Source organism: Phyllobacterium sp. T2-21 (assembly GCF_055378485.1).
In genome coordinates, this window is sequence record NZ_AP027914.1 from 203905 (window position 1) to 230204 (window position 26300).

The 26300-nt window shown below is 60.6% G+C and carries 22 protein-coding genes; 13 read left to right on the plus strand and 9 right to left on the minus strand.

Annotated features, from left to right (window positions below):
* Window positions 1-241: 241 nt before the first annotated feature.
* The 5 genes from ACZ5FP_RS21290 to ACZ5FP_RS21310 all read left to right on the plus strand — a co-directional run bounded on the left by ACZ5FP_RS21290 (window position 242) and on the right by ACZ5FP_RS21310 (window position 5550).
* The gene (locus ACZ5FP_RS21290; RefSeq protein WP_464664460.1) at window positions 242-1675 is read left to right on the plus strand and encodes an esterase-like activity of phytase family protein; all 1434 of its coding nucleotides are present in this window, start codon (window positions 242-244) and stop codon (window positions 1673-1675) included.
* A gap of 111 nt (window positions 1676-1786) precedes the next feature.
* Window positions 1787-2305, plus strand: a complete 519-nt coding sequence (locus ACZ5FP_RS21295) for a SixA phosphatase family protein (RefSeq protein WP_464664037.1) — start codon at window positions 1787-1789, stop codon at window positions 2303-2305.
* Between the two features lie 151 nt (window positions 2306-2456).
* Window positions 2457-2651 carry a hypothetical protein gene (locus ACZ5FP_RS21300; RefSeq protein ID WP_464664039.1) on the plus strand — a complete coding sequence of 65 codons (195 nt, stop codon included), beginning with the start codon at window positions 2457-2459 and terminating at the stop codon, window positions 2649-2651.
* A gap of 168 nt (window positions 2652-2819) precedes the next feature.
* Window positions 2820-4346, plus strand: a complete 1527-nt coding sequence (zwf, locus tag ACZ5FP_RS21305) for a glucose-6-phosphate dehydrogenase (RefSeq protein ID WP_464664041.1) — start codon at window positions 2820-2822, stop codon at window positions 4344-4346.
* Between the two features lie 37 nt (window positions 4347-4383).
* On the plus strand, window positions 4384-5550 hold the full coding sequence (locus tag ACZ5FP_RS21310) for a diphosphate--fructose-6-phosphate 1-phosphotransferase (RefSeq protein ID WP_464664043.1): 1167 nt from the start codon (window positions 4384-4386) through the stop codon (window positions 5548-5550).
* Window positions 5551-5556: 6 nt separating this feature from the next.
* Here the strand turns inward: ACZ5FP_RS21310 and ACZ5FP_RS21315 are convergent, their stop codons facing one another.
* The 4 genes from ACZ5FP_RS21315 to ACZ5FP_RS21330 all read right to left on the minus strand — a co-directional run bounded on the left by ACZ5FP_RS21315 (window position 5557) and on the right by ACZ5FP_RS21330 (window position 8779).
* On the minus strand, window positions 5557-6156 hold the full coding sequence (locus tag ACZ5FP_RS21315) for a DUF922 domain-containing Zn-dependent protease (RefSeq protein WP_464664045.1): 600 nt from the start codon (window positions 6154-6156) through the stop codon (window positions 5557-5559).
* Window positions 6157-6189: 33 nt separating this feature from the next.
* Window positions 6190-6711 (minus strand): peptide-methionine (S)-S-oxide reductase MsrA, encoded by a 522-nt coding sequence (gene msrA, locus ACZ5FP_RS21320; RefSeq protein WP_464664046.1) that lies wholly within the window; start codon window positions 6709-6711, stop codon window positions 6190-6192.
* The gene (gene msrB / locus ACZ5FP_RS21325; RefSeq protein ID WP_288194906.1) at window positions 6708-7157 is read right to left on the minus strand and encodes a peptide-methionine (R)-S-oxide reductase MsrB; all 450 of its coding nucleotides are present in this window, start codon (window positions 7155-7157) and stop codon (window positions 6708-6710) included. Before msrB ends, msrA begins: the two co-directional genes overlap by 4 nt.
* Before the next feature lie 134 nt (window positions 7158-7291).
* A complete protein-coding gene (locus ACZ5FP_RS21330) occupies window positions 7292-8779 on the minus strand; it encodes a carboxypeptidase M32 (RefSeq protein WP_464664048.1) in 1488 nt (495 codons plus the stop codon).
* Window positions 8780-9053: 274 nt separating this feature from the next.
* Here ACZ5FP_RS21330 and ACZ5FP_RS21335 point away from each other — a divergent pair, with 274 nt between their 5' ends.
* The gene (locus tag ACZ5FP_RS21335; protein ID WP_464664049.1) at window positions 9054-10550 is read left to right on the plus strand and encodes an MDR family MFS transporter; all 1497 of its coding nucleotides are present in this window, start codon (window positions 9054-9056) and stop codon (window positions 10548-10550) included.
* A gap of 22 nt (window positions 10551-10572) precedes the next feature.
* On the opposite strand, the gene ACZ5FP_RS21340 is transcribed toward ACZ5FP_RS21335, so the two are convergent.
* Complete coding sequence (locus ACZ5FP_RS21340; protein WP_464664051.1) at window positions 10573-12345, minus strand: adenylate/guanylate cyclase domain-containing protein; 1773 nt, start codon at window positions 12343-12345, stop codon at window positions 10573-10575.
* A gap of 526 nt (window positions 12346-12871) precedes the next feature.
* Between ACZ5FP_RS21340 and ACZ5FP_RS21345 the strand changes: the two genes are divergently transcribed.
* The 3 genes from ACZ5FP_RS21345 to ACZ5FP_RS21355 all read left to right on the plus strand — a co-directional run bounded on the left by ACZ5FP_RS21345 (window position 12872) and on the right by ACZ5FP_RS21355 (window position 17962).
* The gene (locus ACZ5FP_RS21345; RefSeq protein WP_464664053.1) at window positions 12872-15142 is read left to right on the plus strand and encodes a caspase family protein; all 2271 of its coding nucleotides are present in this window, start codon (window positions 12872-12874) and stop codon (window positions 15140-15142) included.
* A 66-nt stretch (window positions 15143-15208) separates the two neighbouring features.
* A complete protein-coding gene (locus ACZ5FP_RS21350) occupies window positions 15209-16744 on the plus strand; it encodes a DUF1800 domain-containing protein (RefSeq protein WP_464664055.1) in 1536 nt (511 codons plus the stop codon).
* A 30-nt stretch (window positions 16745-16774) separates the two neighbouring features.
* Window positions 16775-17962 carry a DUF1501 domain-containing protein gene (locus ACZ5FP_RS21355; protein ID WP_464664461.1) on the plus strand — a complete coding sequence of 396 codons (1188 nt, stop codon included), beginning with the start codon at window positions 16775-16777 and terminating at the stop codon, window positions 17960-17962.
* A 42-nt stretch (window positions 17963-18004) separates the two neighbouring features.
* Here ACZ5FP_RS21355 and ACZ5FP_RS21360 read toward each other — a convergent pair whose 3' ends face one another.
* Window positions 18005-18565, minus strand: a complete 561-nt coding sequence (locus tag ACZ5FP_RS21360; RefSeq protein WP_464664057.1) for a DedA family protein — start codon at window positions 18563-18565, stop codon at window positions 18005-18007.
* Between the two features lie 106 nt (window positions 18566-18671).
* Window positions 18672-19997, minus strand: a complete 1326-nt coding sequence (locus tag ACZ5FP_RS21365) for a S41 family peptidase (RefSeq protein WP_464664059.1) — start codon at window positions 19995-19997, stop codon at window positions 18672-18674.
* Between the two features lie 278 nt (window positions 19998-20275).
* Between ACZ5FP_RS21365 and ACZ5FP_RS21370 the strand changes: the two genes are divergently transcribed.
* The 3 genes from ACZ5FP_RS21370 to ACZ5FP_RS21380 all read left to right on the plus strand — a co-directional run bounded on the left by ACZ5FP_RS21370 (window position 20276) and on the right by ACZ5FP_RS21380 (window position 23919).
* On the plus strand, window positions 20276-20671 hold the full coding sequence (locus ACZ5FP_RS21370; RefSeq protein ID WP_464664060.1) for a hypothetical protein: 396 nt from the start codon (window positions 20276-20278) through the stop codon (window positions 20669-20671).
* 173 nt (window positions 20672-20844) lie between these two features.
* The gene (locus tag ACZ5FP_RS21375) at window positions 20845-22578 is read left to right on the plus strand and encodes an ABC transporter permease (RefSeq protein ID WP_464664061.1); all 1734 of its coding nucleotides are present in this window, start codon (window positions 20845-20847) and stop codon (window positions 22576-22578) included.
* A gap of 30 nt (window positions 22579-22608) precedes the next feature.
* Window positions 22609-23919 (plus strand): ABC transporter ATP-binding protein, encoded by a 1311-nt coding sequence (locus tag ACZ5FP_RS21380; protein WP_464664063.1) that lies wholly within the window; start codon window positions 22609-22611, stop codon window positions 23917-23919.
* A 25-nt stretch (window positions 23920-23944) separates the two neighbouring features.
* On the opposite strand, the gene ACZ5FP_RS21385 is transcribed toward ACZ5FP_RS21380, so the two are convergent.
* A complete protein-coding gene (locus ACZ5FP_RS21385; protein ID WP_464664065.1) occupies window positions 23945-24229 on the minus strand; it encodes a hypothetical protein in 285 nt (94 codons plus the stop codon).
* Between the two features lie 274 nt (window positions 24230-24503).
* Between ACZ5FP_RS21385 and ACZ5FP_RS21390 the strand changes: the two genes are divergently transcribed.
* Window positions 24504-25364 carry an undecaprenyl-diphosphate phosphatase gene (locus ACZ5FP_RS21390; RefSeq protein ID WP_464664067.1) on the plus strand — a complete coding sequence of 287 codons (861 nt, stop codon included), beginning with the start codon at window positions 24504-24506 and terminating at the stop codon, window positions 25362-25364.
* Window positions 25365-25433: 69 nt separating this feature from the next.
* Here the strand turns inward: ACZ5FP_RS21390 and ACZ5FP_RS21395 are convergent, their stop codons facing one another.
* Window positions 25434-26141, minus strand: a complete 708-nt coding sequence (locus ACZ5FP_RS21395) for a DUF2076 domain-containing protein (protein ID WP_464664069.1) — start codon at window positions 26139-26141, stop codon at window positions 25434-25436.
* Window positions 26142-26300 lie beyond the last annotated feature (159 nt).

Genomic DNA, 26300 nt, shown 5'->3' on the forward strand with positions numbered 1-26300 from the left:
GTAGCGCAAATATTGTTGAGCCGGGTTGCCGGCTGATGGCCAGCGGGACCCAGGGCCGTCGCCGCTGTCATGTGCGTATTACATTCCGGTTCTAGACCCTACCGGAAAGGTCTCCTTGCGCGATTCCGGGGGATGGTCTCTTCCCAAGATCGACCCCGAGACCACCCGCCACACTGTCTTGTCAAAGGATTTTTCCATGCGCCATCTGCCGTCAATCCTGTTGCGTTTGCTTGCAACCTCCATGGCCATACTTCCGGCCGCAGCCTTTGCCGATAATTCGGTTGCGATCAGCGGTGCAACGCTCGTCAATAAGGGGCTGGTCGGCGTTGGACGGATTCCGGCCAATCAGCGCGACAAATTCGGCGAAACCTTCGGTTCCGGCTCGGGCATGGCGATGAACCCGGCCGAGTGGAGCCGCGATGGCGACAGCTACAAGGGCACGATGCTGCTCCTGCCCGACCGCGGTTACAATGTGGCGGGTACAACCGACTACCGCCCCCGCCTCAACATGCTGTCGATCCGGTTCACGCCGGTGGCGCCCGGCGCAACACCGTCCGCCGACAAGCAGCAGAGCGGCGTCGAGGCCGCACTCACCGACACGTTGCTGCTGGTGGACGACAAGGGCACCGATACAACCGGCCTCGACCCGCAGTCCGATGTTCGCGCCGCTGCCGGGGATTTTCCCATGCTGCCGCAGGCCGTCAATGGCAAGATATCCCTGGACAATGAGGCAATCGTCCGCCTCGCCGATGGCACGATGCTCATCAGCGACGAGTATGGACCGAATATTTACCGCTTTTCCGCCGAGGGCCGCATGATGTCGGCAACCCAGCCTCCGGCAGCGCTGGTTCCCATGCGCCATGGCAAGGCGAATTTCTCATCCAACAATCCGGGGCCCGGCGCACAGGCGCCCGATCCGAAGGATCCCGATACCGGCCGCCAGAACAATCAGGGCCTGGAAGGCATGGCACTGACGCCCGACGGCAAGTTCCTGATCGCCGTTCTCCAGTCGGCCGCGCGGCAGGATGGCGGCGATTCCAGTTCGACCCGCCAGAACACCCGCGCCCTCGTCTATGACGCGGCCGATCCGGCCCATCTGAAGCTGGTGCATGAATATGTCGTGCCGCTTCCCGTCTTCACCAATGCCAAGGGCAAGAAGGCTGTAGCAGCGCAGAGCGAGATCGTGGCTTTGTCCGACAAGGCATTCCTGATGCTGGCACGCGACAGCGGCAATGGTTATGGCCTTGACGGCGACACGTCGCTCTACCGCAACATCGCCGTCGTCGACACCTCGGCGGCCACCGATATCGCCGGAAGTGCCTTCGATGCCGACAAGGCCGTTGCACCCAAGGGCATTGTCGACCCCTCTGTTACACCGGCAACACTGACCCCCTTCATTGATATCAATGACAATGCGAACCTGTCGCGCTTCGGCCTGCACAACGGTGCGCCCAATGACCGCAACAACCTGTCGGAAAAATGGGAAGCTATGGCACTTGTCAGCGTCCTCGATCCCAAGCTGCCGGACGACTATTTCCTTTTCGTCGGCAACGACAATGACTTCCTGACCCAGGACGGCTTTCAGGTCGGCGCGAGCTACAAGGCCGAGGGCGGTGCCGATGTCGACACCATGTTCCAGGTGTTTCAGGTCACCATTCCCGGACTGCATAAGTAATCCGTTCGACTTGTCATCGGAGAGGATTGCTCTCTCCGATGATACCAGCCTCCATGCATTCCCGTTCATGTTATATGATCGGGTGAGCTGAGTGCCCATGGAGCAAAACAGATGCTGCGACTTCTCCTGCTTCGCCACGCCAAATCGGACTGGCCGGATGGTGTTGACGACCACGACCGCCCGCTTGCTGAACGCGGCCGCCGGGCCGGCTCCCTGATGGCCCGATATATGGCCGGGGAAGGGCTCATACCGGATCTCGCCCTTATCTCCACGGCACGGCGGACACAGGAGACATGGGAACTGCTGCGTCCCGTCATCGGAGACGGTATAGGCTGGCTGGAGGAGCCGCGTATCTACGAGGCGCCCGCGCGGGTGATTCTGGATGTCGTCAGAGCGGTGGAGCCAGGGATCGGGACATTGCTGGTTGTCGGCCATAATCCGGGGTTGCACGATGCAGCCCTTCGGGTCGCCGGTAAGGGACGGGAGTCCGATCTCACCCGCCTCCGGCAGAAATACCCCACGGCGGGACTAGCCGTCATCGATTTCACCGCCAGGCGCTGGTCCGATCTTGCTGATCAATCCGGGGAACTGGAACGGTTTGTGACACCGAGGACAATCGGCCACGGGTGAGGCCATTCGCCCAAACCCCGATTCCACGGGCGTTCATGCGCCAAAATTGCAGCACTGAGGCGGTCATTTCAACTTTCAGCTGTTGATTATGACAATCATTTTTCGAATATGTGACAGGACCATTCACTGCAAACCGCGATTGGACGTCAGGATGCGCCTTAGAGAACTTCAGGAAATCAGGTACGAAGAGGAAACCGCCAACCTCAAGCTTTCGGGCCTCAACCCGTTCAAGGAAGCCAAGAGCGTCAACATTTCCATCGACAATCCCGAAGCATTCCTCAATGCGATCAAGACGGCGCTTTCGGACCCTGACGGCAAGCCCATCAAATTCGGCAAGGTCAAATAGGCCTCCGCGCGCATCACGAAACAGCTTCCCCTGGCGGATGAAATCGTGGCAAGCCAGCAAGATAATGCTTGCCACGCCGCGCGTTATTCCGTTCATTCTCGGAACGAACCGGCCAAGACCCCCACGCGCTACCCACCATGTGCCCAGTGTTGAACCAAAGGAGCTCCCGTGACTGAACCGACCATCGCGCCCGCTCCGCCCGTCACTCTGGTCATCTTCGGTGCAACGGGCGATCTGACGCGGCGGCTGCTCGTTCCCACCGTCCTCAACATGACGCAGAGCGGTCTCGTGAGCGACAGCCTGCAGATCCTTGGCATCGGTATTGAACCCGGCGATGACGAAATGCTGCGCGCCAAGCTTGAGGATTTTCTCACGACGTCCAACATCAAGGCCAACTACAGCGCCGAGACATGGCAGGGGCTGCGCTCGCGCATCTTCTATCGGCAGGGCGATTTCACGCAGGATGCCATCTATGCCGAGATTGCCGGCCAGCTCGGAGCACAGGCCGGGCGGAACGCCGCCTATTATCTTGCGGTGCCGCCGCTGTTCTTCGGCGATATCGTCGACAAGCTCGCCGATCACGACCTGCTGAAAGAAACGGGTGGTGCCTTCCGCCGCCTTGTGATCGAAAAGCCGTTCGGAACCGACCTCGCCTCGGCCAAGGCGCTCAATGCCAGGATATTGAACCGCGTCCCGGAAACGCAGGTCTATCGCGTCGACCACTTCCTCGGCAAGGAAACCGTGCAGAACATCATGACGGCGCGGTTTGCCAACATGATGATCGAATCCCTGTGGAGCAACAATTTCATCGATCATGTCCAGATCACCGCGGCCGAACTCGTCGATGTCGGCACCCGCGGCAAATTCTACGACGCAACGGGCGCGCTCAGGGACATGGTGCCCAACCATCTGTTTCAGCTTCTTGCCATGGTTGCCATGGAGCCGCCGAACAGCTTTGACGCCGAGGCAATCCGCGACGAGAAGGGCAAGGTCCTGAAAGCCCTGCGGATCTACTCCGGCGAAGAAGCCGAGCAGAACTCGGCGCGCGGCACCTATACAACAGGGGTTTCCGGCGGAAAAACCATACCGAACTATACGGATATCCCGGATGTGGCGCGCGACAGCGCAACGGAGACCTACGTTGCCCTGAAGCTTTTTGTCGATACATGGCGGTGGGCGGGTGTCCCCTTCTATCTGCGCACCGGCAAGGCCATGACGGCCCGCGATACCGAGATCGTCGTCACCTTCCGCCAGGTTCCCTTCGCCCAGTTCAAGGGGATGGGGCCGCAGCGCCGCCTGACACCGAACCGGCTGATCATCCAGGTGCAGCCGGACGAGGGCCTGCACATCGAAATATCGATCAAGTCGCCCGGTCTTTCCGTAGAGACGGTGCCGGTATCCCTCGATTTCAACTATGCGGATTTCTTTGATATCGGCAAACTGACCGGGTATGAATCCCTGCTCTACGATCTGTTCGTCGGCGACCAGACCCTGTTTCAGCGTGCCGACAGCATCGAAGCGGGATGGGCGGCCGTGCAACCCTTTCTCGATCTGTGGGCGACGTTGGCAGAACGCCCTGATCCCTATCCGGCGGGCAGCATGGGGCCGCAATGCGCCGATGTACTGATCGAGCGCGATGGCCGCAAATGGCACCAGCCCGATGTGCAGCACCGGGTGAAAGCGAAGGTTTCCTGACTTGATCTGACAAACAAGAAAAACGAGAGGGACGGATATGACCGAGACATTCGTAATTGCGCAGGGCGGCGGACCGACGGCAGTCATCAACCAGACCCTTGCGGGCGCCACGCTGGAGGTGCGCAAGCGTTATCCCGGTGCCCGTGTGCTCGGTGCAAAGCACGGCGTGCGCGGTATTCGCGCCGGCAACTTCGTCGATCTCTCGGCTCTGCCGGAACAACAACTGCGCCTGATCGCGGCAACACCCAGTGCTGCGCTGGGGAGCACGCGCGACAAACCCGATGCGGCCTATTGCGAGGCGATCCTGAAAAGCCTGCGTCAGGTCGGGGCAACGGCCTTCATCAATATCGGCGGGAACGATACCGCCGGAACCCAGCAGATCCTTGTCGAAGCGGCGGGCAAGGATATTGCCTTCGTTCATGCCCCCAAGACGATCGACAATGATCTGGTCGAGAGCGATCACACGCCCGGTTTCATTTCCGCTGCCGAGTTCATCGCGGGCGCTTTCCTCAGTATCGATCTCGACTTCCGTGCGCTGCCCGGCATCTATGTCGGGATCGTCATGGGCCGCCATGCGGGATTCCTGACCACCGCGGCGGCTGCATGGCAGCACGACGACGCGAGCGCGCCTCATCTTGTCTATGTGCCGGAGCGGGCCTTTTCGGCAAAACGGTTCATCGATGACGTGCGCGAAGCGCAGAGCCGTCACGGCCGCTGCATCATTGCCATGTCAGAAGGCGTGACCGGCGAGGACGGGCGGACCGTGGTTGAAAACCTTGTTCCCGCCGATCGCCTTGAACGCGACGCCCACGGCAATATCCGCCTGTCCGGCGGAGAATTGGGAATGGCCATCGAACAGCTTCTCAGGGATGGCCTGCCCGGGGCCCGTGCACGAGTGGATACGTTCGGCTACCTGCCGCGTGGTAACATCGCCACAACCAATGCGACCGACGCACAAGAGGCTTTCGAGGCGGGAGTCTTCGCCGTCGAAACGGCGGCGCGCGGCGGCGGGTCGGTGGCGCTGCAATATGCCAATGGCAGCACCCGTCCGCAGATCGTTCCGCTTGCCAGCGTTGCCGGCAAAACACGCCACCTCCCGGACGATTTTCTCGAGCCTGAGCGCAACCGGATTTCTGCGCCGTGCCGGGCCTATTTCGAACGGCTGCTGCCAAAGCGCTTCACGCTCGCCGAGCCGTTCGCATAGGCGGCGTCACCCGCCATTGACCAGGCGAAGCACAAGCTGCTGGATGTTGCCGCCCTCGCCCATCTCGACCCGGTCGAAATCCCGCCCCTTCTGCCGCTGGGCAAGGGAAAGCTCGGAAAGGCGCTTCGTCATCTCGACCCGGATTTTCCGGCAGCCGGGATCACCCGGCACCGACAGGCCGATGGTCGCGGCCTCGATCCCCTTGACCATGTCCTTGATTGTCTCGCCGTGCACGGCTTCATGGGTGCGCACACCGGCAATGAACGTATCCCAGTTCGCCTGTACCGCAGCCGGCAGCCGTTCGGCGGGCTTAGGCAGCGTATAGGTGATGATGAGTTTCGGCGTTGCGGCAACCAGGGCGCAGGCATTGCCCTGCCGCTCATACTTTCTTTGCCACGTCAGTTTGAAATTGGTGTGCGCGATTGTCCGGGTGGCACCGGCGATGATGGGCCCCCGCTCGCCGATCGACGCATAGAGCGCCGCACCGGATTTTCCGGCAATCGCGTAGGTTTCCACCTGTTCGACAGCTTTCCACGCCGCCTGTGCCACCGCAGGCATGCCGACAAGGCAGACGGCAACCAGGCAGTACCCTGCAGTTTTTATCATGTGGCCCCTTCCCGTCACATCCGGGCGGCAGCATCAGGCTCCCGATGCTGCCGCCTTGTCCCGCACAGGAAGCTTCCAGCCGGGCCGGACGAAATGACAGGTATATCCGTTGGGATACCGTTCCAGATAATCCTGGTGTTCCGGCTCCGCCTCCCAGAAATCGCCGACCGGTGCGAGCTCGGTCACGACCTTTCCCGGCCACAGACCGGACGCATCGACATCGGCAATCGTGTCCTCGGCAATCCGCTTCTGCTCTTCATTCGCATAGAAAATCGCCGAGCGGTAACTCAATCCCAGATCGTTGCCCTGGCGGTTGAGCGTTGTGGGATCGTGAATCTGGAAAAAGAATTCCAGAATGTTCCGGTAGCTGATCCGTGCGGGATCGAAAATGATTTCGATGGCTTCCGCATGGGTGCCATGGTTGCGGTAGGTTGCGTTCTCGACATCACCGCCGGAATAGCCGACGCGGGTCGACAGGACGCCGTCATAACGACGGATCAAATCCTGCATGCCCCAGAAACAACCGCCGGCAAGGACTGCGCGTTCGCTTGTCATCCGATTTCCTCCACCTGATTGAGATAGGCTCCATAGCCCTCCGCCTCCATGTCATCCCGATGGACGAACCGGAGCGAGGCCGAGTTTATGCAGTAGCGCAGCCCGCCGCGATCCTGCGGACCATCGGGGAAAACATGCCCGAGATGGCTGTCGCCATGGCTGGAGCGCACTTCAATGCGCACCATGCCGTAACTGTCGTCGCGCAGCTCGTTCACATGGGCAGGCTCGATGGGCTTGGTGAAACTGGGCCAGCCGCATCCCGATTCAAACTTGTCGGATGAGGCAAACAGGGGCTCGCCGGAAACGATATCAACGTAAATGCCCGGTTCCTTGTTGTCCAGATATTCGCCCGTTCCGGGACGTTCGGTCCCGTTCTGCTGGGTGACACGAAACTGCTCCGGAGAGAGTTTCGAGATCACGTCAGAGTTCTTCTCATATTTGCGCATATGTTTCCCTTCCATCAGGGGTCAGCGTGATTGCGGCATGTCCGGCCAACCATCAAGTGTGTTGGTGCATATTTGTGTCCGCCCGCCCCGGTTATCAAGCCCGGCGCGGCGCAAACATCATCCGCTGCAAGCGTTTACACCGCACCATAGCGCGCACGGATATGGCCGATGAAGTGGTCCGCGTTGAGCTTTTCGCCGGTGGCGCGTTCAAGCAGTTCCGGCGTCGACCAGCGCGATGCCTGAGACCAGATCTTGTCACGCCGCCAGCCGTTGATGGCCGCAAACTCTCCCCTTGCGACATCCCTGTCGGCAGCCGGATATTCCTTTGTCAGCGCCGCCCATTGTTGCGCAGCCATCATCGCCCCGAGGGTATAGGACGGGAAATAGCCAAAGGCGCCGCTTGCCCAGTGCACATCCTGCATGGGCCCGTCCGCCGGGTTATCAATCGTTGACAATCCGAGGTAGTCGCGCATCTTCGCATCCCATGCCTCGGGCAGGTCAACCGGCTGCAATCTGCCTTGGATCAGGTCCTGTTCGAGTTCGAAACGCAAGATGACATGCAGCGGATAGGTCACCTCATCGGCATCGACCCGGATCAGTCCGCGTTCGACGCGGTGAACATGCGGAATGATGTCATCCATAGACCAGGATTCACCCAGATATTTGTCGACAACCGGCAGAGCCCATTGCCAGAATGCGGGGTTGCGGCCGAGCTGCTTTTCGACAAACAGGCTCTGGCTTTCGTGCACCGCCATTCCCCGCGCCTTCCCCAGCGGCCAATGCGACCACTTTTTCGGCAGGTTCTGTTCATAAAGCGCGTGACCGGTTTCGTGCAGCACGCCCATCAGCGAGGAGAGAAACTCCGTCGTCCGGTAGCGTGTCGTTATGCGCACGTCGCTCGGCACGCCCCCACAGAACGGATGGTGCGATACGGAAAGGCTGCCATGGGAAAGGTCGAAGCCAACTGCCGCCATCATGGCAAGACCAAGCTCGCGCTGCCTGTCGATTGGATAAACACCGGACAAGGGTTTCAGCGGGCGTTTTGCCAGCCTTTCCGCCTGCACGGCCAGCGCCTCCGGCACGAAGTCCTTGAGGAAGGTTTTCAACGTGTCGAATACCGGCGCGATATCCGCCGTGCGATTGCCGGGGTCATATTGCTCGATCATCGAATCATAAAGACCAAGGCCGAGAACCTGCGAGCGCATGGCTGCTTCTTCGCGCGCCAGTGCAATGACACCTTCGAGCGCCGGCAGGAATCCGGCCCAGTCATTCTTGGCACGCAGGTCGCGCCATAACTGCTCGCAGCGCATACGTGTGTTCGTCTGGCGCTCGACGAATTCAGCGGGCAGGCAGGTCAGATTGACATAGTGCCGCTTGAACTCCCTGACAGCCGCGACCTGTTCCTCGTCCAGGTCCTCGCGCTCCGCCGCATCGATCCAGTCGGCGATTTCGGGCGCAGATGCCTGGCGATGATACATCCCCGCCAGCGTGCCCATGGCTTCCGCCCGCTTTTCACCGCCGCCGACGGCCATATGGGTGGCCTCGTCGGCGCCGAGAATGGCAAGCGCGTGTTCAAGGGCTTCAAGCCTGTGGCCGAGTTCATCGAGTTTCTGGAAGGACATTCTGTTCCCCTTGGGCGAATCCTGATTCAAAACAGGGCCCGAGAGGACTTCAATTTTCCGGCGAGTGCAAGATTGAATCACGCGCCGGGATGTCAGGAGTGTGCATCGGGGAGATTGACAACCGGCGTTTCGAGGCGTTGAAGTATGGCGTGCAAGCCGCGATTTTGAGCCCCTTGCCGCCAACCCGATCCCGATCCCGCACATATACAGCTCGCCTGAGGTCTTCCGTGACCCGTCAACCACTATCCCGGCGAGTGGAAAGCCAGAACAACACATGTCTCAATCGGTTGAACGTTCAAAACGTCCGTTGATTGTTGCCTCCATCATGCTGGCAACATTCATGGTCGCCATTGAAGCCACCATCGTTGCCACGGCAATGCCGCGCATTGTCGGGCAGCTCGGCGGTTTCACCTATTACAGCTGGGTCTTCTCGGCCTTCCTGCTGGCACAGTCGACGACAACGGTGATCTACGGCAAGCTGTCCGATATTTTCGGCCGCAAACCCATGCTCATCGGTGGCATTGTTATTTTCCTTGCCGGCTCGGCACTGGCCGGTTTTGCCTGGTCGATGACGTCATTGATCGCATTCCGCCTGCTGCAGGGGCTGGGTGCCGGAGCCATCCAGCCCGTGACGATGACCATCGTCGGCGATCTCTACAGGCTTGAGGAACGCGCCAAGGTGCAGGGCATTCTGGCCAGCGTCTGGGCAATTTCCGCCGTAACCGGCCCCCTCGCCGGCGGCCTGATCGTGGATCATTTTTCCTGGGCGTGGATCTTCTGGATCAACCTGCCGATCGGCCTGCTGACGATCATCGGCTTTACGCTGTTCCTGCATGAAAAAATCGAGCCGCGCAAAGCCCGGATCGACTATCTCGGCACCATCCTGTTTTCGATCGCCATCGTCTCGCTGATGGTCATCCTGACCGAAACGGACGCCGATCTGTCGATCCTCGCCGCGCTGGCTGCCGTGTTCATCGTGACTGCCATCCTGTTCTTCATGCAGGAGCGCCGGGCGCCGGAGCCCATCATTTCGCTTGCCCTGTGGAGCCGCCGGCTTGTCGCCACCAGCAACATAGCGACGCTTCTCGCCGGCATGGCGCTGATCGGGTTGACCACCGTCCTGCCGATTTATGTCCAGGGCGTCCTGGGACGCTCGCCGCTCGTTGCCGGCTTCACGCTAACCATGCTCATCGTCGGCTGGCCGCTCGCCGTCATGCTGTCCATCCGGCTGTTTCGCGCGTTTGGAATCCGCAGGACCCTGCGCGCCGGCAGCCTGATGTTTCCGATCGGCGCGTCCTTTCTGCTCTTCCTCACACCCGAAAGCAGCCCCGTCCCTGCCGGCGTCGGTTCCTTCCTCATGGGTTTCGGCATGGGACTGATCAGCGTCACCAGCGTCGTTCTCGTACAGGAAAGTGTCGAATGGTCGATGCGCGGCAGTGCCACGGCATCGATCATCTTCTCGCGCAGCCTCGGCAACACCCTCGGCGCAACAACCCTCGGTGCCATACTCAATATCGGGATTGCGCATTTCGGCAGCGGTGATCTCGCCAACAAACTGCACGAGGTGATCAACCAGCCGTCAGGCCTGTCCAGCCTGGCGACGAACCCCGCCATCCGCCTGGTGTTTCACTCCGCCTTGCACTGGAGTTTCTGGGGGGTGTTCACCGTTGCCATCCTCACCTTTGCCACGACCTGGCTGATCCCGGTTTCACGCGAGGCGGGCCGCAAGCCGCCGACACAAACCGAGATGCAGGAGGCACTGTCGTCCTGACGGCAATGCCAGGGCTGCCGCATCACTCCGGCAGCCCCGCCTTGCGCAGCGCATCGAGATAGCGCTGCAAATGCTCGGGGTTTCGCCAGGGAACACCGGCACGTGTCGTGGCAATGCTGGTCCCCGGGGCGACATGGAGAAGGCGGTCAAGCGCGGCACGCGTCGCGTCTGCATTGTCCATCTCGCCGAGTGCCGCCAGAAGAACCCTGTGACCGGTCGGAAAATTGGGATTGAGATGCAGCGCCTTGCGCGCCCATTCCGCCGCAGCGTCATAAAGCCCGTCGGCAAACTCGGCCATGCCGAAAAATGCGAAGGTCCAGTAATTGGCCGGGTCGCGCGGGCTGAGCCGTATGGCCATCTTCAGGGTTTCGCGTGCATTGCCGCTTTCACCCGCCAGCGCATAATATCCGCCGCCCCACATGCGTGCGAACGCCAGATTGGGATTGATATCGATGGCCGTTTCCAGGCATCGGCGCGCATCGTCGAACCGCCGCATGAACAGGGCGACCGAACCGAGGATCGTATGCGCTTCGGCATCCCGTTCATCCAGTTCAACCGCGACGCGCGCCATCTCGTGGGCTTCGTTCATGGCCTGCGGCGGATTGGGGCTCCAGGCGTACAGCACATCGATGATATCGCACATGGCATGCACCACCCGTGCACGCGCCAGGTTCGGATCAAGGGCTATTGCCTTCAGGGCAAAGTCCTTGGCTGCCGCGCTGTCTTCCCTTGTCCAGCGCCAGGCATGCCAGTTCGCTCGCATGACATAATCCCACGCGCTGAGGTTGGCGGGATCTTTCCGGCGAGCCCGCTTCATCTCCGCGCCGATGAGTTCGGGCGTCACCACGCCGACTATGCTCGCCGTGATGTCGTCCTGGACAGCGAAGATGTCATCCATCTGCCGGTCGAACTGCTCGGCCCAGATGTGATTGCCGGTCGCCGCATCGATCAGCTGCGCGGTGATCCGCACCCGGGGACCGCTGCGCCGCACGCTGCCTTCCAGCACATAGCGCACGCCGAGTTCCCCGGCGACCTGCTTTATGTCGACGGCGCCGCCCCTGTAGGTAAAGGATGAATTGCGGGCGATGACAAAGAATGCCTGGTTGCGCGCCAGCCCGGTAATGATGTCTTCGGCGATACCGTCGGCAAAATACTCCTGGTCCTTGTCGGCACTCATATCCTGGAACGGCAGGACGGCTATGGCCGGCTTGGCGACACCGTCGGCCGATGGCGCATCGGATCGGGGGCGTTTGGCACCCGCCATGATCTCCAGCACAACCCGGTAGACGCGTATGCGCTTCCTGATGTTCTTGACCTGCCGCTCGCCAAGATCTTCAAAGGTAAAGGCCACCTTGCCCGCGACCTGCTCGAACACATTCGCGGTGATCGAGATACCACCCGGTTCAGCCAAGGCTTCCATCCTTGCGGCGATATTGACGCCGTCACCAAAGATATCATCACCGTCAATGACGATATCGCCTATGTTGATGCCTGCACGATATTGAATGCGGTGTTCGCGCGGCATGTCCGCTTCGGCGTCCGCCACGCCGCGCTGGATCAGAACCGCACTTTCGACCGCGTCGACAACGCTGCCGAATTCGACAAGCAGCCCGTCGCCCGTCGTCTTGACGATGCGTCCATTGTGTTCCCGCAGAACCGGATCGATCAGCTGCTGACGATGAACGCGCATGCGCGCTATCGTGGCGGCCTCATCGGTTTCCATATGGCGCGAATAACTGACCATATCGATTGCCAGAATGGCAACCAGTTTGCGTGCAACGCGGTCGATAGCCAACACTGCTCCCCATCTGAATGGCTCTGCAACCGACTTTATGAGTCTATGCCAGCCAAGTCCATGTGAAACAGGTGATCAGAAATGCAATCAGCAAGCCGCCACCGCTCCGGTGGCAAGGAAAGGCAGAGCAATCTGCCTGAGCCGCAATCCCATCGGTGGCTCCGCTCTCTAGGTGGAACTACCAATTTTCAAATCGATTTAAATGGCTAGAGTATCTTTCGAGGGCTTTGGTCTTCAGATGCACTCTTTTCCAATGACCAAGATCTTTTTCAACGATCAAAGGCACCGGTCTGGCAACAGACCGGTGTTTTATTGCGTATTCCGCCGCGGCAATTCCCGGTGCAGGACGTCCCGTCAACCATGCCACATTGATTATACTCAGCAATTTCGAAAGCATTGATCAAAGCAGATTTAAAGCGCCGATCCCACGATTTTGCCGGAATCATGGAGCACGATTTTTGCGTGCCGCTTTCAAAGCACACCATAATCCTGCTGCACGTGCGTGCTTTGCAATGAGGTGATCGAGATGCGAATAATCCGGACATGTCTTGCCGTACTTCTGGTGCTCGGCTCCCTAGCCATTCCCGGCCTGGCCCAGGCCCAGGCGCCGTTGGAGAAAAGAATCGCTCTCGTCATCGGCAATTCGGCCTATCAAACCGGTCCGCTGCCGACACCCGCCAACGATGCCGGCCTGATTGCACAAACATTACAGGCCGCAGGATTTGATGTGGTCGGAGCGAGGGATCTTGATCAGGATTCGTTGCGCCATACCTTCCGGGATTTTCTCGACAAGGCGACGGCCTCCGGGCCCGACACCGTCGTCTTCGTTTATCTCGCCGGGTACGGCCTGCAGTATGAAGGCGAAAACTATTTCGCCGGTGTCGATGCGAAAATGACGCGCGCAACCGATGTTCCCGTTGAAGCCATACGGGTCTCCGATTTCACCAAATCGCTTGCCGCTTTGCAAAACAAGGGCACCATCATGGTGCTCGACGCGGCCCGAACCAACCCATTCGTCCGATCGGATCAGCCGCTGGCAGGGGGATTGGCCATTGTCGATCCCGATCCCAATGTCCTGATCGGCTTCAATGCAGCGCCCGGAACCGTCGCTCCGCCAGAGCCCGGGCCTTACGGCGCCTATGCGCACGCCCTTGCCGAGATGATCCGTGTCGGCGGGCTGGGGCTTGATGACGTCTTCGATCGCACGCGCCTGCGGGTGAGCGATGCGACCAAGGGCGGGGAACTGCCTTGGAATGCCTCGAAATTCCGCACGCCGTTCCTTTTCTTCGACAAAGGCCCCGATGCGCCGGCACAGCAAGTCTCCGCGCTGCAGGGCGGTGCGATGCGGGCCAAGGCCATTCGCGATTTCGATGCTCGCGATGCCTATCTCGCTGCGCTCGATCGCGATACGCTGCGCGGGTACGAGGATTTTCTTGCCGCTTATCCCAGCGACCCGATGGCCAAGCGTGTGCGGGCCATTGTCGCTGCCCGGCGTGAGGCGATCACATGGCGCCAAACCTGGGTCGCAGACACGCCGGAAGCCTATTGGTCATATCTGCGCCGCTATCCGCATGGTCCGCACGGCTGGGATGCCCGCCGGCGACTTGACCATTTCGAGGCCGCGCTGGAGCCGCCCGCATCCTTCACGGTGATTGCTTACGACGTGCCGCCGCCGCCTGAAACGGAAATCATCTATGTCGACCGCCCGGTCCTGTATTTCGATGATCCCGAATTCGACCTTGCGCCGCCGCCACCGCCGCCGGTGATCTTCCTGCCGCCACCGCCGCCCGATTTCATCGTGCTGGCACCCCCGCCCCCACCTGTCGATCTCTATGTTCTGCCGGTGCCTGTATTCGTGCCCGTGGCCGAGTGGGTCCGCCCGGCACGTGACATTGCACCGCCTGAAAACAATGTCATCTTCAACAATATTCATAACACGGTGATCAACAACACCACGACGATCGTGCAAGAACCTGCGGCTGCCCCCAGCCCTGGCCTGAGCACCGGCGCGAAAGTTGCCGGTGCCGCTGTTGCGGTGGGAGCCGCGGCGGCCGCCCTGCACGTTGCCCTGCCGCCATCGGTACAGAAGAAGGCGGCAGTCATGCCAAATCAAAATCCCGTCGCACCCGCCAAACCCGCCGCGCCGGGCCCGGTACCCGCGGCCATCAAACCGCAGGACAGCCATTCGCTCCCCGGAACCAACGGCAGCCGCCTGCCCCTCGTCAACGGCAAACCCGCACTGCAAAACCCGGCACCGGTGCAGACACCAGCCCCGCAGGCTGTGACGAAAACACCCGGAAAAGCCAACGCCGCAGTGGTCAAGCCGCCATTGCCGGGGCACGCCCTCCCGGCTGCCCCAAGCAGTGCCGCACCGCTTGCCCCCGGGAAAGCTGCGGTGTCGACCGGCCGGAACAAAGCCGGGAAAAATGCCTTGCCGGCTGCTGTCAACCGCCAGCCCACTATTGCCGCACAGGCCAGGCACAAGGCTGCGCCCAATCCTCAACCCCGGACCATTCCACCGGCGGTTGCAAAACTGAATGCCAGCCCGCGTCCGCGCGATCAGGCCGCTCCCCGACCGCCGGTTCAAAGGGCTCAACCGCAGAACCAGGCACGGGTCAATGCGCAGGTGAACAGGCCGTCCAGTCCCGTGCCGCAAGCCCATACGCCAGTGCAAGTGCAGCCGCGACGGCAGGTCGAGGTAAGGCCGCCAGCCGGAAGGCCCCAGCCACATGTGCCGCAAAAGCCCGGCATGAAGAAAGAGTGCGGCGGCCAGGATCAGCCCGCCTGCCCCAAATAAGAATCGGCATCGGCAACGGGAAACGCCGTTGCGATGCACCCAACCTTTATTCGGCGGAGTGAGAGCATGCACAGGGGTCGAATAGCAAGATTTTCAATCTGCGGGCTGATCCTGCTCAGCCCGCTCCACGCGGCGGCAGCGCCGGCCGCTGACAACCCTGCAGCGCAGATCGTGCGCGATCTTGCGCTGGTCGATGCAATAACGTGGGGTGTCAATCCATCGACGATGGCGGCCTATCACACGCTTGGCCGGGAAAAATGGCTGCAAACGCAACTCCATCCCGCGTCCGATGCACTACCGGCAGCGGTCCGGGCACAGATCGAGGCCTTGCCGGTCAGCCAGAAATCCGCCTTCGATCTTGCCACGGACTTCGACGCGCAGGGGCGCACCGCCAACCAGACGGCCGATCCCGACCAGAAAGCCATTGCGCAAAAGGCTTTTCAGGATGGCATGAGCGACATGGCCCGGCAGGCAGCAACCGCCAGCCTGTTGCGGGCGCTCTATTCACCCGATCAGCTGCGCGAACGGATGACGTGGTTCTGGTTCAATCATTTCAACGTTCATCAATACAAGGCCAATCTGCGCATCCTTCTCGGCGACTACGAGAACAAGGCCATCCGCGCGCACGCGCTCGGCCGGTTTCACGATCTGCTGGACGCAACGCTGCGTCACCCCGCCATGATCCGCTACCTCGACAATGCCGACAACGCCGTTGGCCACATCAACGAAAATTACGCCCGGGAGATCATGGAGCTGCACACCATGGGCGTCGGCTCCGGCTATACGCAGAAGGATGTCGAGGAACTGGCGCGCATCCTCACGGGTGTCGGGATCGATCTCAAACCGGACAATCCCAAGCTGAAACCGGACCTGCAGCCGCTGCTCGTGCGCGATGGTTTGTTTGAATTCAATCCGGCACGCCATGATTTCGGCGACAAGGTTTTCCTGGGGCGAACGATCAAAGGGCGCGGCTTTGCCGAAGTTGAAGAAGCGCTCGATATTCTATGCAAACAGCCGGCAACGGCCCAGCATGTGTCCCGGCAGCTCGCCACCTATTTTGTCGCCGATGTCCCGCCGCCAGCCCTGGTTGACCGGATGGCGCAGACCTTCATGCGGACGGATGGCAATATCGCGAGCGTCCTCGACACGCTGTTCCATTCCCCCGAATTTACAGCCTCGCTTGGCGGGCATTTCAAGGATCCTGTCCGGTATGTTCTTTCCGCCATCCGTCTTGCCTATGACACGAAAGTCATCGTCAACAGCGCGCCCGTCCAGAACTGGCTGAACCGCCTGGCGGAAGGCCTCTATAACCACCAGACCCCCGATGGTTACTCCATGATGTCGACGGCGTGGAACGGATCGGGGGCGATGATGACGCGCTTTGAGATTGCCCACCAGATCGGGTCCAATTCCGCCGGGCTTTTCAAGGCGGCAACGCCCGATGCGGTGGATCAGCCGGCATTCCCGCTCATCGAGAACGGGCTGTATTTCTCAAGCCTGCATCTGAAGCTTTCAGCGCCCACGCAGACCGCCCTCGACAAGGCGATTTCACCGCAGGACTGGAACACGCTGTTCCTGTCCTCACCCGAATTCATGCAGTAACGGCAACCCGACGAGGAGACGATCATGTATATCAATCGCCGTGATCTCATTGGTGGACTGGCAGCCCTGACCTCCATGACGGTTGCCGGGCGCGTCTGGGCGGCGCCCAAAACCGACGCACGCCTGCTCGTGGTGTTCCTGCGCGGCGCCTATGATGCCGCCAATGTGGTGATCCCGGTCAGCAGTGATTTCTACTATGCATCGCGGCCGAACCTCGCTATCGCCCGTCCAGACGCGGCCAATGCCGCCTCGGCGCTTTCCCTCGACGTCAATTGGGGCCTGCACCCGGCACTGAAGGACACGATCCTCCCCTTCTATCAGAAAGGGCAGGCCGCCTTCATTCCATTCGCCGGTACGGACGACCTCACCCGCAGCCACTTTGAAACCCAGGACACCATCGAGCTCGGACAGGACGTCAACGGCACGCGGGATTACCGGTCCGGCTTCATGGCGCGCCTCGCCGGCGCCCTGACACGCGTGCGGCCGATCTCCTTCACCGACCAGATGCCGCTCACGTTCCAGGGCGGAGAGCCGGTCCCCAACATCGCGATCAACAGCGTGGGCAAGCCGGGCATCGACAGCCGCCAGGCGAGTCTCATCAGCGCCATGTATGACGGGAAATCATTGGAGGGGTCCGTGCGGGAAGGCTTTCGCGTCCGCGACGATGTCTACCATGCGATCACCGATCACATGATGGAAGCCAGCCGCGGCGCCGTCTCCGCCAAGGGGTTCGAGCTGTCCGCACGTCGGATCGGCCGTCTCATGCGCGAGCAGTTCAACCTGGGTTTCGTCGATGTCGGCGGCTGGGACACCCATGTCAACCAGGGGGCGGCGAACGGCTATCTCGCCGACAGGCTGAGCGAGCTCGGCCGGGGAATTGCCGGGTTCGCCGAAGAGATCGGCCCGCAATGGCAGGACACCGTCGTGGTGGTCCTGTCCGAATTCGGCCGCACGTTTCGCGAGAACGGCAATCGCGGCACGGATCACGGCCATGGCAGCGTCTACTGGGTTCTGGGTGGCGGCATCAAGGGTGGCCGCATCGTCGGTGAACAGATCGCCGTCGACCAGGCCCATCTTTTCCAGAACCGCGACTATCCCGTTCTGACCGATTACCGCTCCGTGCTCGGCGGACTGTTCCAGCGCATGTATGGCCTGGACCAGACCGGACTGCACCGCGTCTTTGCCGCCGTGCAGCCGCGTGACCTTGCCTTGATATGAAAGCGCGGGAAACGGACCGCCGATGCTGATGTCTGCGTAGACTCAGCTTCCGGCCAGGCTTTTGAATGAGTCCCAGAATGGTTTCATCTGGTCGGACTGGGTGGAGAAATAGCCCGGAGCGATGACGAGAAACGCCCACAGGAAGCCCGACGGAATATTGGCCAGCTGAAACCGGAATTCCGTCATGCCGGCCACCCCGGCGACAACCGGAATGACAGCACGAACCGGACCGAAGAAATGGCCGAGAAAAACGCTGAAGACACCATATCGCTCGAAAAACCGCTCGGACCGCTCGACCATGGCCGGATAACGGGAAAATGGCCAGTTTCTCAAGATGGGTTCGTGAAAGTGCCGCCCCACCCAATAGGAAAGCGTATAGCCCACGCATGCGCCGATGCCGCCGGAAACAAGCAGCGGCCAGAAGGGAAGCCCGCTCGCCCCAAACAGGCCGCCGATGCCCAGAAGGATGATCGTGGAGGGAACAAGCAGGGAGAGCAAGGCCAGAGATTCAACCAAGCCGAGCGCAAAGACGATGACCGGCGCCCATTTTTCATGCTCCCGCGTGAAGGAAATCGTGGCTTCGATAATATTGGAAAGATCCATTGTGCCTGATGAGAATGAGAAATCGTGGTGGTTGCAGAATGGCCGGCAACCGAAAGGGACAGACCGGACGGGCCCGTCCCTTTCATGATGGTCTCCGGCTTTCCGGTTACTTGGAAAAGCCTTTCGTCGGATCTGCGGGGAATGCCGCATTGGCCTGTTCGCCGCGCAGCAGCTTCAGGGCTTCGATCAGCTGCAGGTCATCCTTCGGATCCGGCGGGACATAGGCAATCGAGCCCGATCCTTCCGCATCCTCCTGAACGCCCTTGATATGGCCCTTCAGGCTGGATTCGCTCATCGGCTCGGCCCGGCCCTTCAGATCGTCCGGCAGCGGCTGTTCGACCGCGATATCCGGCACGATGCCCTTGCCCTGGATCGATTTGCCGGCCGGCGTGTAATACAGCGCCGTCGTCAGCCGCAGCGCGCCATTCTCGCCCAGCGGGATGATCGTCTGCACCGAGCCCTTGCCGAAGGACCGCGTGCCCAGCACCGTCGCCCGGCGTTGATCCTGCAGCGCACCGGCGACGATTTCAGCCGCACTGGCAGAACCGCCATTGATCATGACGATCATCGGCTTGCCGTTGATCAGATCGCCCGGACGGGCATCGAAGCGGGTGATGTCCTGCGGGTCTCGGGCGCGGGTCGAGACGATTTCACCCTTGTCGAGGAAGGCATCGGAGACGGCAACCGCCTGGTCGAGCAGGCCACCCGGATTGAGGCGAAGATCCAGCACGAAGCCCTTGAGCTTGTCGGCGGGAATCTTGCTCTGGATGTCCTTGATCGCCTTCTGCAAATCTTCAAAGGTCTGTTCGGTGAAGGAAATGACCCTGACATAGCCGACATCGTTCTCGACGCGGTATTTGACGGCCTTCACCTTGACCACGTCGCGCACGACGGTCAGCTTGATCGGCTTGTCGGCGCCCTGACGGATCAGGGTCAGCTCGATGGGCGTGTTGACATCACCGCGCATCTTGTCGACCGCGTCATTCAGCGACAGGCCGCGGACATCGGTTCCGTCGATCTGCGAGATATAATCGCCGGCAAGAACACCCGCCTTGAACGCGGGGCCATCTTCCGTTGGCGTGATCACCTTCAACAGCTGGTTTTCCATGGTGACTTCAATGCCAAGGCCGCCAAACTCACCCTTGGTCTGCACCGACATTTCCTTCGCCTGTTCGGCGTTCATGTAGGACGAATGGGGGTCGAGCGACGTCAGCATGCCGTTGATGGCGCTTTCGATCAGCTTCTGGTCATCCGGCGGCGTCACATACTGGTTGCGCACCCGCTCGAAGACTTCGCCGAAAAGCGACAACTGCTTGTAAGTGTCAGTGCCCGCAGCTTCCGCGGCGGTTATATGCAGCCCGCCCTGCACAGCCACCATTGCCGTTGCACCCATCAGGGCTCCGGCCATGAGAAGCGTTAACCTGCGTACCATTTGCATTCCTTCCAGAAAATCTGCCTACCCCAAAACGTGGTAACAGGATAATTATATGCCAACCAAGGCAGGATTAACACGACCAGAATATGACCGACACATACTGTGATCCATAATGCTACACTGCCGCTTCCGGTAAATTACACAAGAGCCGTTCGCATGGCTTTTTGGCCCGAGCGCAACATATTTCGCTTGCTCCTATAGCCACTCGAGGATGCAGATTGACACCCGATTGTCAAACGGCAGCCACGCATTGACGCCCTCGAACGACGAGCGGCATGCAAATTCCGGTTGCAGAGCGGTGCGCGATGCAGAACAGCAGCAGTGAATTGGACCATATCCTGGCAAAGCGCCGCCAACTGCGCCTGAACACAGCGCAGGAGCTCGCGCGAATCCAGAAGGCGCATCGCCAAATCCGCAACCCGCATGCGCCGTCCGGTCTTCACCTTCAGCGGTGGCTGCAGGCGCGCCTGCGCTCCATGGAGGTCAGGGTCTGCGCGCATCTGGTTGCCATATTGAACTGGTGTTCCCTGCGCCTCATCTGGTTCGCGCTGCCCCGGCTGGCCACCGGCCGCCTGGCAAAGCGGCGTGCCCGATCCCTGTGGCGGGTTATCGGGAAACTCAATCGGATTGGCATGGGAATTGTGCGCTGGCAACTGCGCCGCCACGGGTGAAACAGCCGCAGCCAATCCGGCGATCCGCGCAATTTTTTCCGCTGCCCATTTTCCGTCATGACACTGTCATGATCGTCCTTCTTAAGTCCCTTGCAAATGCTTCGGCAACGATGGCAGAGTACCGCGAATAGCGTCCTTTATTCATTGCATTCAAGCCATTAGGGGCCCGGTTCATGGCGTTTCATAAATATACACCGCCTGCCATCGGCCGCTCGATGTGGCTGAGCATGTGGGACCTGATGGCTTTGCTTTTGGTGATCGGCGCCATCGTGCTGATTGCCTATGGTGCCCGCGTGACCACGGTTCCACTGTCGACGCTTGAAGCCGCCCCGCTTTCCCTTGATCCATCCAATCTGCCGGTTTACGCGCTCCGCACCATGCTGCGCATGCTCCTGGCCATTGCCCTGTCGCTCGTCTTCACCTTCATCTATGCCGCAGCCGCCGCCAAGAGTCGGCGTGCCGAGATGGTGCTGGTTCCCATTCTCGATATTCTCCAGTCCGTGCCGATCCTCGGCTTCCTGACCTTCACCGTCACCTTCTTCCTCAACCTGTTTCCGGGCAGCGTCCTTGGCGCCGAACTGGCATCCGTGTTTGCCATCTTCACCAGCCAGGCCTGGAACATGACGTTCAGCATGTATCAATCCATGCGCAACGAGCCGAAAGACCTGGAGGAGGCAACGCAGAGCTTCCACCTGACGGGCTGGCAGCGGTTCTGGCGGCTGGACGTTCCGTTTGCGATGCCCGGTCTTGTCTGGAACACCATGATGTCGATGTCGGGAGGCTGGTTCTTCGTCGTGGCGTCGGAGGCGATCACCGTCGGCGACACCACCGTTACCCTGCCGGGTGTCGGCTCCTACGTTGCGCTGGCCATCAAAGAGCAGAACATCATGGCAATCTTCTATGCCACGATGGCGATGCTTGCCGTCATCCTGCTCTACGATCAGTTCCTGTTCCGGCCGCTCGTGGCCTGGGCCGACAAGTTCCGCTTTGAAACGACCTCGTCGGAAACGGTTCCAAGCTCCTGGATGCTGGACCTGTTTCGCCGGGCCCGGATCACACGCCTGCTCGCCGCCCCGGTCGCCTTTCTTTCCCGTCTGGTCTGGAACCTGCGTTTGCCGGCGCTGCCGACATTCGGCTCGGGTGAGGCAAAGCCCGCAACGTCGCGCGTCCTGGACCGGCTCTGGCTTGCCTTCATTGTTCTTGCCGCTGGCTATGCGGCCTATATCAGCATCATCTATCTCAAGGCCAATATTGCCTGGTCCGATGTGGCGACCGCCGTCGGAAACGGGTTCATCACCCTGTTGCGGGTGACCGTTCTGATGATACTCGCGACACTTGTCTGGGTGCCAGTCGGGGTGTGGATCGGACTGCGGCCGAAACTGGCGCAGAAAGTCCAGCCGCTGGCCCAGTTTCTGGCGGCGTTTCCCGCCAATATCGCATTCCCGGCCTTTGTCGTGCTGATCGTGCATTTCGGGCTCAACGCCAATATCTGGCTCAGCCCGCTGATGATCCTCGGCACGCAGTGGTACATTCTCTTCAATGTCATTGCCGGGGCCAGCGCCTTTCCCAGCGATCTCAAGGAAGCGGCGAACAGCTTTCATCTCCGTGGCTGGCGCTGGTGGTTCAAAGTCATTCTCCCCGGCATTTTCCCCTATTACATCACCGGCGCGATCACGGCATCCGGCGGTGCATGGAACGCCAGCATCGTTGCCGAAGTGGCCAGCTGGGGTGATACGCAGCTGACGACACCGGGGCTTGGATCGTACATCGCCAATGCTACCACGGCGGGCGATTTCCCGCGTGTCGTGCTTGGCATCGCCGTCATGTGCATCTTTGTAACGCTGTTCAATCGCCTGTTCTGGCGCCCGCTCTACGCCTTTGGCGAGCGGCGCCTTCGTCTCGGTTAGTGCCGGATTATCGGATCAAAGGAATGTTCAATGCTTGATCAAGCTGACAGAAACCTGCTCGTCGACATCCGCAATGTTTCCCGGTCCTTCAAGAAGGGCAGCGGCAACGATGTCATGGTGCTCGACGATGTCGACCTGAACATCAGGGAGGGCGAGATCGTCGGGTTGCTCGGCCGCTCCGGCTCGGGAAAGTCGACGCTGCTGCGGATCATCGCCGGCCTGATCGCGCCGTCCTCAGGCGAAGCAAAGTGCCGCGGTTCCGTCATCCAGGGCCCGCCCCTCGGCATTTCCATGGTGTTTCAGTCCTTTGCGCTTTTTCCCTGGCTGACAGTCCTGCAGAACGTGGAACTTGGTCTTGAAGCGCAGGATGTCGATCGGTCGGAGCGGCGCAAGCGTGCGCTTGCGGCCATCGATCTCATCGGTCTGGACGGTTTCGAAAACGCCTATCCCAAGGAACTGTCCGGCGGCATGCGCCAGCGCGTCGGTTTTGCCCGGGCACTGGTGGTGCATCCCGACCTGCTGCTGATGGACGAACCCTTCTCGGCCCTTGATGTCCTCACCGCGGAGACCCTGCGCACCGACATGATCGATCTGTGGATCGAAGGGCGCCTGCCAATAAAATCGGTGCTGATCGTCACCCACAACATCGAAGAAGCGGTGCTGATGTGTGACCGTATCCTCATCTTCTCGTCCAATCCCGGCCGGGTTGCGCAGGAACTCAGGGTCGATCTTCCCCATCCGCGCAATCGCCTCGATCCGGTCTTCCGGCAGCTGGTCGACAATATCTATGCCCGCATGACCCAGCGTACCGAGCCTCGCCTGCCATCCGTGGAAGGTATTCCGGGTACGGGAATGGGCATGATTTTGAACCCGGTTTCGACCAATATCCTGGCTGGCCTGATCGAGTCTCTGGCGGGCGAACCGTATAATGGGCGCGCCGACCTGCCTGTTCTTGCCGGTACGCTGCAGATGGAGGCCGACGAGCTGTTTCATCTCGGCGAAGCCCTGCAGCTCCTGCGCTTTGCCCATCTGAACGAGGGCGACCTCGTCCTGACCGACGCCGGCATGCGGTTCGCCCATCTCGATACCGATGCACGCAAGAAGGTTTTCGCGGAACACCTCGTCACCTATGTTCCGCTCGTCGGCCTTATCAGACGCGTGCTTGACGAGCGGCCAACGCATGCGGCTCCGGCAGCCCGCTTCCGCAACGAGCTGGAAGACTTCATGAGCGAAGATTATGCGGATGAAACATTGAAGACAGTGGTGTCCTGGGCGCGCTATGCCGAGCTGTTTGCCTATGACGAGCAGGCCGAGCTTTTCAGCCTGGAAAACCCCCAGTAGCGGTTAATCCGCGGTAGATCGGCATTTATGGGAGTTGGGGCCGATTTGGCGGCGAAGCGGCCTTCGCACGCTTCAAGATCAGTATGGCAATGAACCCGCACGCCACGACGCCGAGCAAAATCGCACTCGGTGCTTCAATGCCAAACAGGGACGCAACACCAAAAAGCAGCAAGAGTCCCAGCAAAGCCAGACCGGCGGTCCGCTCGGCCCGCCATTGATACCGGCATGCGCCCCAGAGGACTCCCATGCCGACGGCAAGCGCCAGCACGCCGATAATCATTGAGCTCAAGACTTCCGAAAACTCTGCCACTGCGATCCTGCCGGTTGCCGATGGTGCGCTTTAAATTTCACGCGCTTCTGATGCTATACACTACATCGCAAGTTGCGGCTTATTAAAGTCGCAGCCGCGTCAATTGCGTGGCGGACAGTACCGGGCAACCGTGACATTTGGCGCTGCTGTTTTCTGTTGTTTCAGCGGCTCCAGACGTGCGTGGCGTCTACACTTGCAGCGCATTTGCATGTAGCCTCCGCAACGGTCGAAGCAATCGATCGACATCCATCACCCAGATCGAGGGAAACACTTTATGAGTGGCGTATGCACGCAAGGGGTAGATACCGGCTTTGTGGCTTTGGGCACCGCCAAGGTCGCCGTGCTGGGCGTGGTTCAGGGCATTACGGAATTGCTGCCGATATCATCAACCGCGCATATGCGGCTGGTTCCGGCACTTCTCGGCTGGCAGGATCCCGGATCGGCTTTTTCGGCGGCGATGCAGCTGGCCGCGTTGACGGCGGTCATCTGCTATTTCCGGCGCGATATCTACGCCATAACCGGCGGATCGCTCAGCGCGATCAGGACAGGCGACTGGATGTCGCCCAAGCTGCGCATGGCTATCGGCATCGTGCTCGGCACCGTGCCGATCGTCATCGCCGGCCTGCTTCTGGCGCCGGTTCTCAATGCCTGCGACAGTCCGTTGCGGACCTTGCCGGTCATCGGCTTTTCCTGCCTCGTCATGGGTGTTCTGCTCGCGGTTGCCGAATGGGTATGCCAGCATAAACGTCCAGCAGACAGCATGCGGCTGCGCGATGCGCTTATCGTCGGCGTCGCGCAGGTCGGTGCCCTGATCCCCGGCGTTTCACGCTCCGGCTCGACCCTGACGGCCGCATTGTTTCGCGATTTCACGCGGCAGGACGCCGCACGCTTTTCCTTTCTGCTCGGCATTCCGGCTATCGCGCTGGCAGGCCTGCATGAACTTGTTGTCCTGGCCCGCGCTCATCTTCCCTTTGAAGGCTGGATGATCCTGCTCGTCGGACTTGTCATCGGATCGCTGTCATCCTTCGCAGCCCTGTGGGGCTTGATGCGCATTCTGGAGCGTTTTTCAACGCTGCCCTTCATCTGCTACCGGATTCTGCTCGGCCTGGTGATCCTGTGGATTTCATACGCCTGACAGACCTTCGGCGAAAGACCGGGAAGACAGGCGATAAACAGGGCGCTGTCCTGTTTATCGCCCGGTGTGTCACGCTACATTGTCGTCGTCGGTATCGCTGTCCTGCGCATCGTCATAGGCGTCGTCGAGACGGTCCATTTCGGCGTAATCGTTCTGCGTGCCGGTGCTCTTGTCATCGTTGTAGTAGTTGTTGATGACCGTCTCGCCAGCTTGCGGCACAGTGCCGGTTCCGCCGCCCGAGCCCCCAAACAACGAATTGCCGCCCATCATGTTCTTGATGCCCTCGAACATGAGCGCGCCGCCGGCCACACCGGCTGCCGTGGTCAATGCACCTTGCAGAAAGCCGCCGCCTTGGGCCTGCGGCGGGGCTGCCCAGCGCCCGGCCTGAGGCGGCTGTCCCTGTGCTGCATACGCGTCTTGGGGTGCTGCCCCGCCACCGCCCCACGGTCCGCTGAACCGGCCGGGAGAAGGCTGGGACGGCTGCGCACTTTGGGAACTGCCGAAGATCGAACCCAGCAAGCCGCCCGACTGTTGTTGCGGGGGCGGCGCATTCTGCAAATCCTTCACCTGCGCTTCCAGTGCCTGGATGCGCTCGTTACATGCGTTCAGGCCATGTTCCTGGACGATGACGGCCTGAGCCAGGAGATAGGGGGCCGAAGGCTGGCTCTTGATCTGGTCCAGAATGAAGCGCTCGGCTTCGGGGTCCCGGGGCGTATCGGCCGCCTGCCTTGTTCGGTCAAAGAGGCCACTGAGAAGTTTCTGTTCATCGGCATTCATTTTCACTCACCTCCTTTAGGGGAAATGTGATCTCGATCCAGATTCATGGCATTTAGATGGCCTTAACAAAATGTAATTTTGCAGCCGCAGCGGCCTTCCCGCCAATGTTTTTAGCCGCATAAATGGCTGCGGGCGCCGGAAAAGCCGAAGCACTCCCGG

Bases quoted from the DNA above. Each gene is read 5' to 3' on its own strand.
- ACZ5FP_RS21300 (WP_464664039.1), top strand. From the start codon at position 2,457: ATGCGCCTTAGAGAACTTCAGGAAATCAGGTACGAAGAGGAAACCGCC.
- ACZ5FP_RS21390 (WP_464664067.1), top strand. From the start codon at position 24,504: ATGAGTGGCGTATGCACGCAAGGGGTAGATACCGGCTTTGTGGCTTTG.
- ACZ5FP_RS21295 (WP_464664037.1), top strand. From the start codon at position 1,787: ATGCTGCGACTTCTCCTGCTTCGCCACGCCAAATCGGACTGGCCGGAT.
- ACZ5FP_RS21370 (WP_464664060.1), top strand. From the start codon at position 20,276: ATGCAAATTCCGGTTGCAGAGCGGTGCGCGATGCAGAACAGCAGCAGT.
- ACZ5FP_RS21395 (WP_464664069.1), bottom strand. From the start codon at position 26,141: ATGAATGCCGATGAACAGAAACTTCTCAGTGGCCTCTTTGACCGAACA.
- ACZ5FP_RS21290 (WP_464664460.1), top strand. From the start codon at position 242: ATGGCCATACTTCCGGCCGCAGCCTTTGCCGATAATTCGGTTGCGATC.
- ACZ5FP_RS21315 (WP_464664045.1), bottom strand. From the start codon at position 6,156: ATGATAAAAACTGCAGGGTACTGCCTGGTTGCCGTCTGCCTTGTCGGC.
- ACZ5FP_RS21375 (WP_464664061.1), top strand. From the start codon at position 20,845: ATGGCGTTTCATAAATATACACCGCCTGCCATCGGCCGCTCGATGTGG.
- msrA (WP_464664046.1), bottom strand. From the start codon at position 6,711: ATGACAAGCGAACGCGCAGTCCTTGCCGGCGGTTGTTTCTGGGGCATG.
- msrB (WP_288194906.1), bottom strand. From the start codon at position 7,157: ATGCGCAAATATGAGAAGAACTCTGACGTGATCTCGAAACTCTCTCCG.
- ACZ5FP_RS21365 (WP_464664059.1), bottom strand. From the start codon at position 19,997: ATGGTACGCAGGTTAACGCTTCTCATGGCCGGAGCCCTGATGGGTGCA.
- ACZ5FP_RS21310 (WP_464664043.1), top strand. From the start codon at position 4,384: ATGACCGAGACATTCGTAATTGCGCAGGGCGGCGGACCGACGGCAGTC.
- ACZ5FP_RS21380 (WP_464664063.1), top strand. From the start codon at position 22,609: ATGCTTGATCAAGCTGACAGAAACCTGCTCGTCGACATCCGCAATGTT.
- ACZ5FP_RS21345 (WP_464664053.1), top strand. From the start codon at position 12,872: ATGCGAATAATCCGGACATGTCTTGCCGTACTTCTGGTGCTCGGCTCC.
- ACZ5FP_RS21335 (WP_464664049.1), top strand. From the start codon at position 9,054: ATGTCTCAATCGGTTGAACGTTCAAAACGTCCGTTGATTGTTGCCTCC.
- ACZ5FP_RS21330 (WP_464664048.1), bottom strand. From the start codon at position 8,779: ATGTCCTTCCAGAAACTCGATGAACTCGGCCACAGGCTTGAAGCCCTT.
- ACZ5FP_RS21360 (WP_464664057.1), bottom strand. From the start codon at position 18,565: ATGGATCTTTCCAATATTATCGAAGCCACGATTTCCTTCACGCGGGAG.
- ACZ5FP_RS21350 (WP_464664055.1), top strand. From the start codon at position 15,209: ATGCACAGGGGTCGAATAGCAAGATTTTCAATCTGCGGGCTGATCCTG.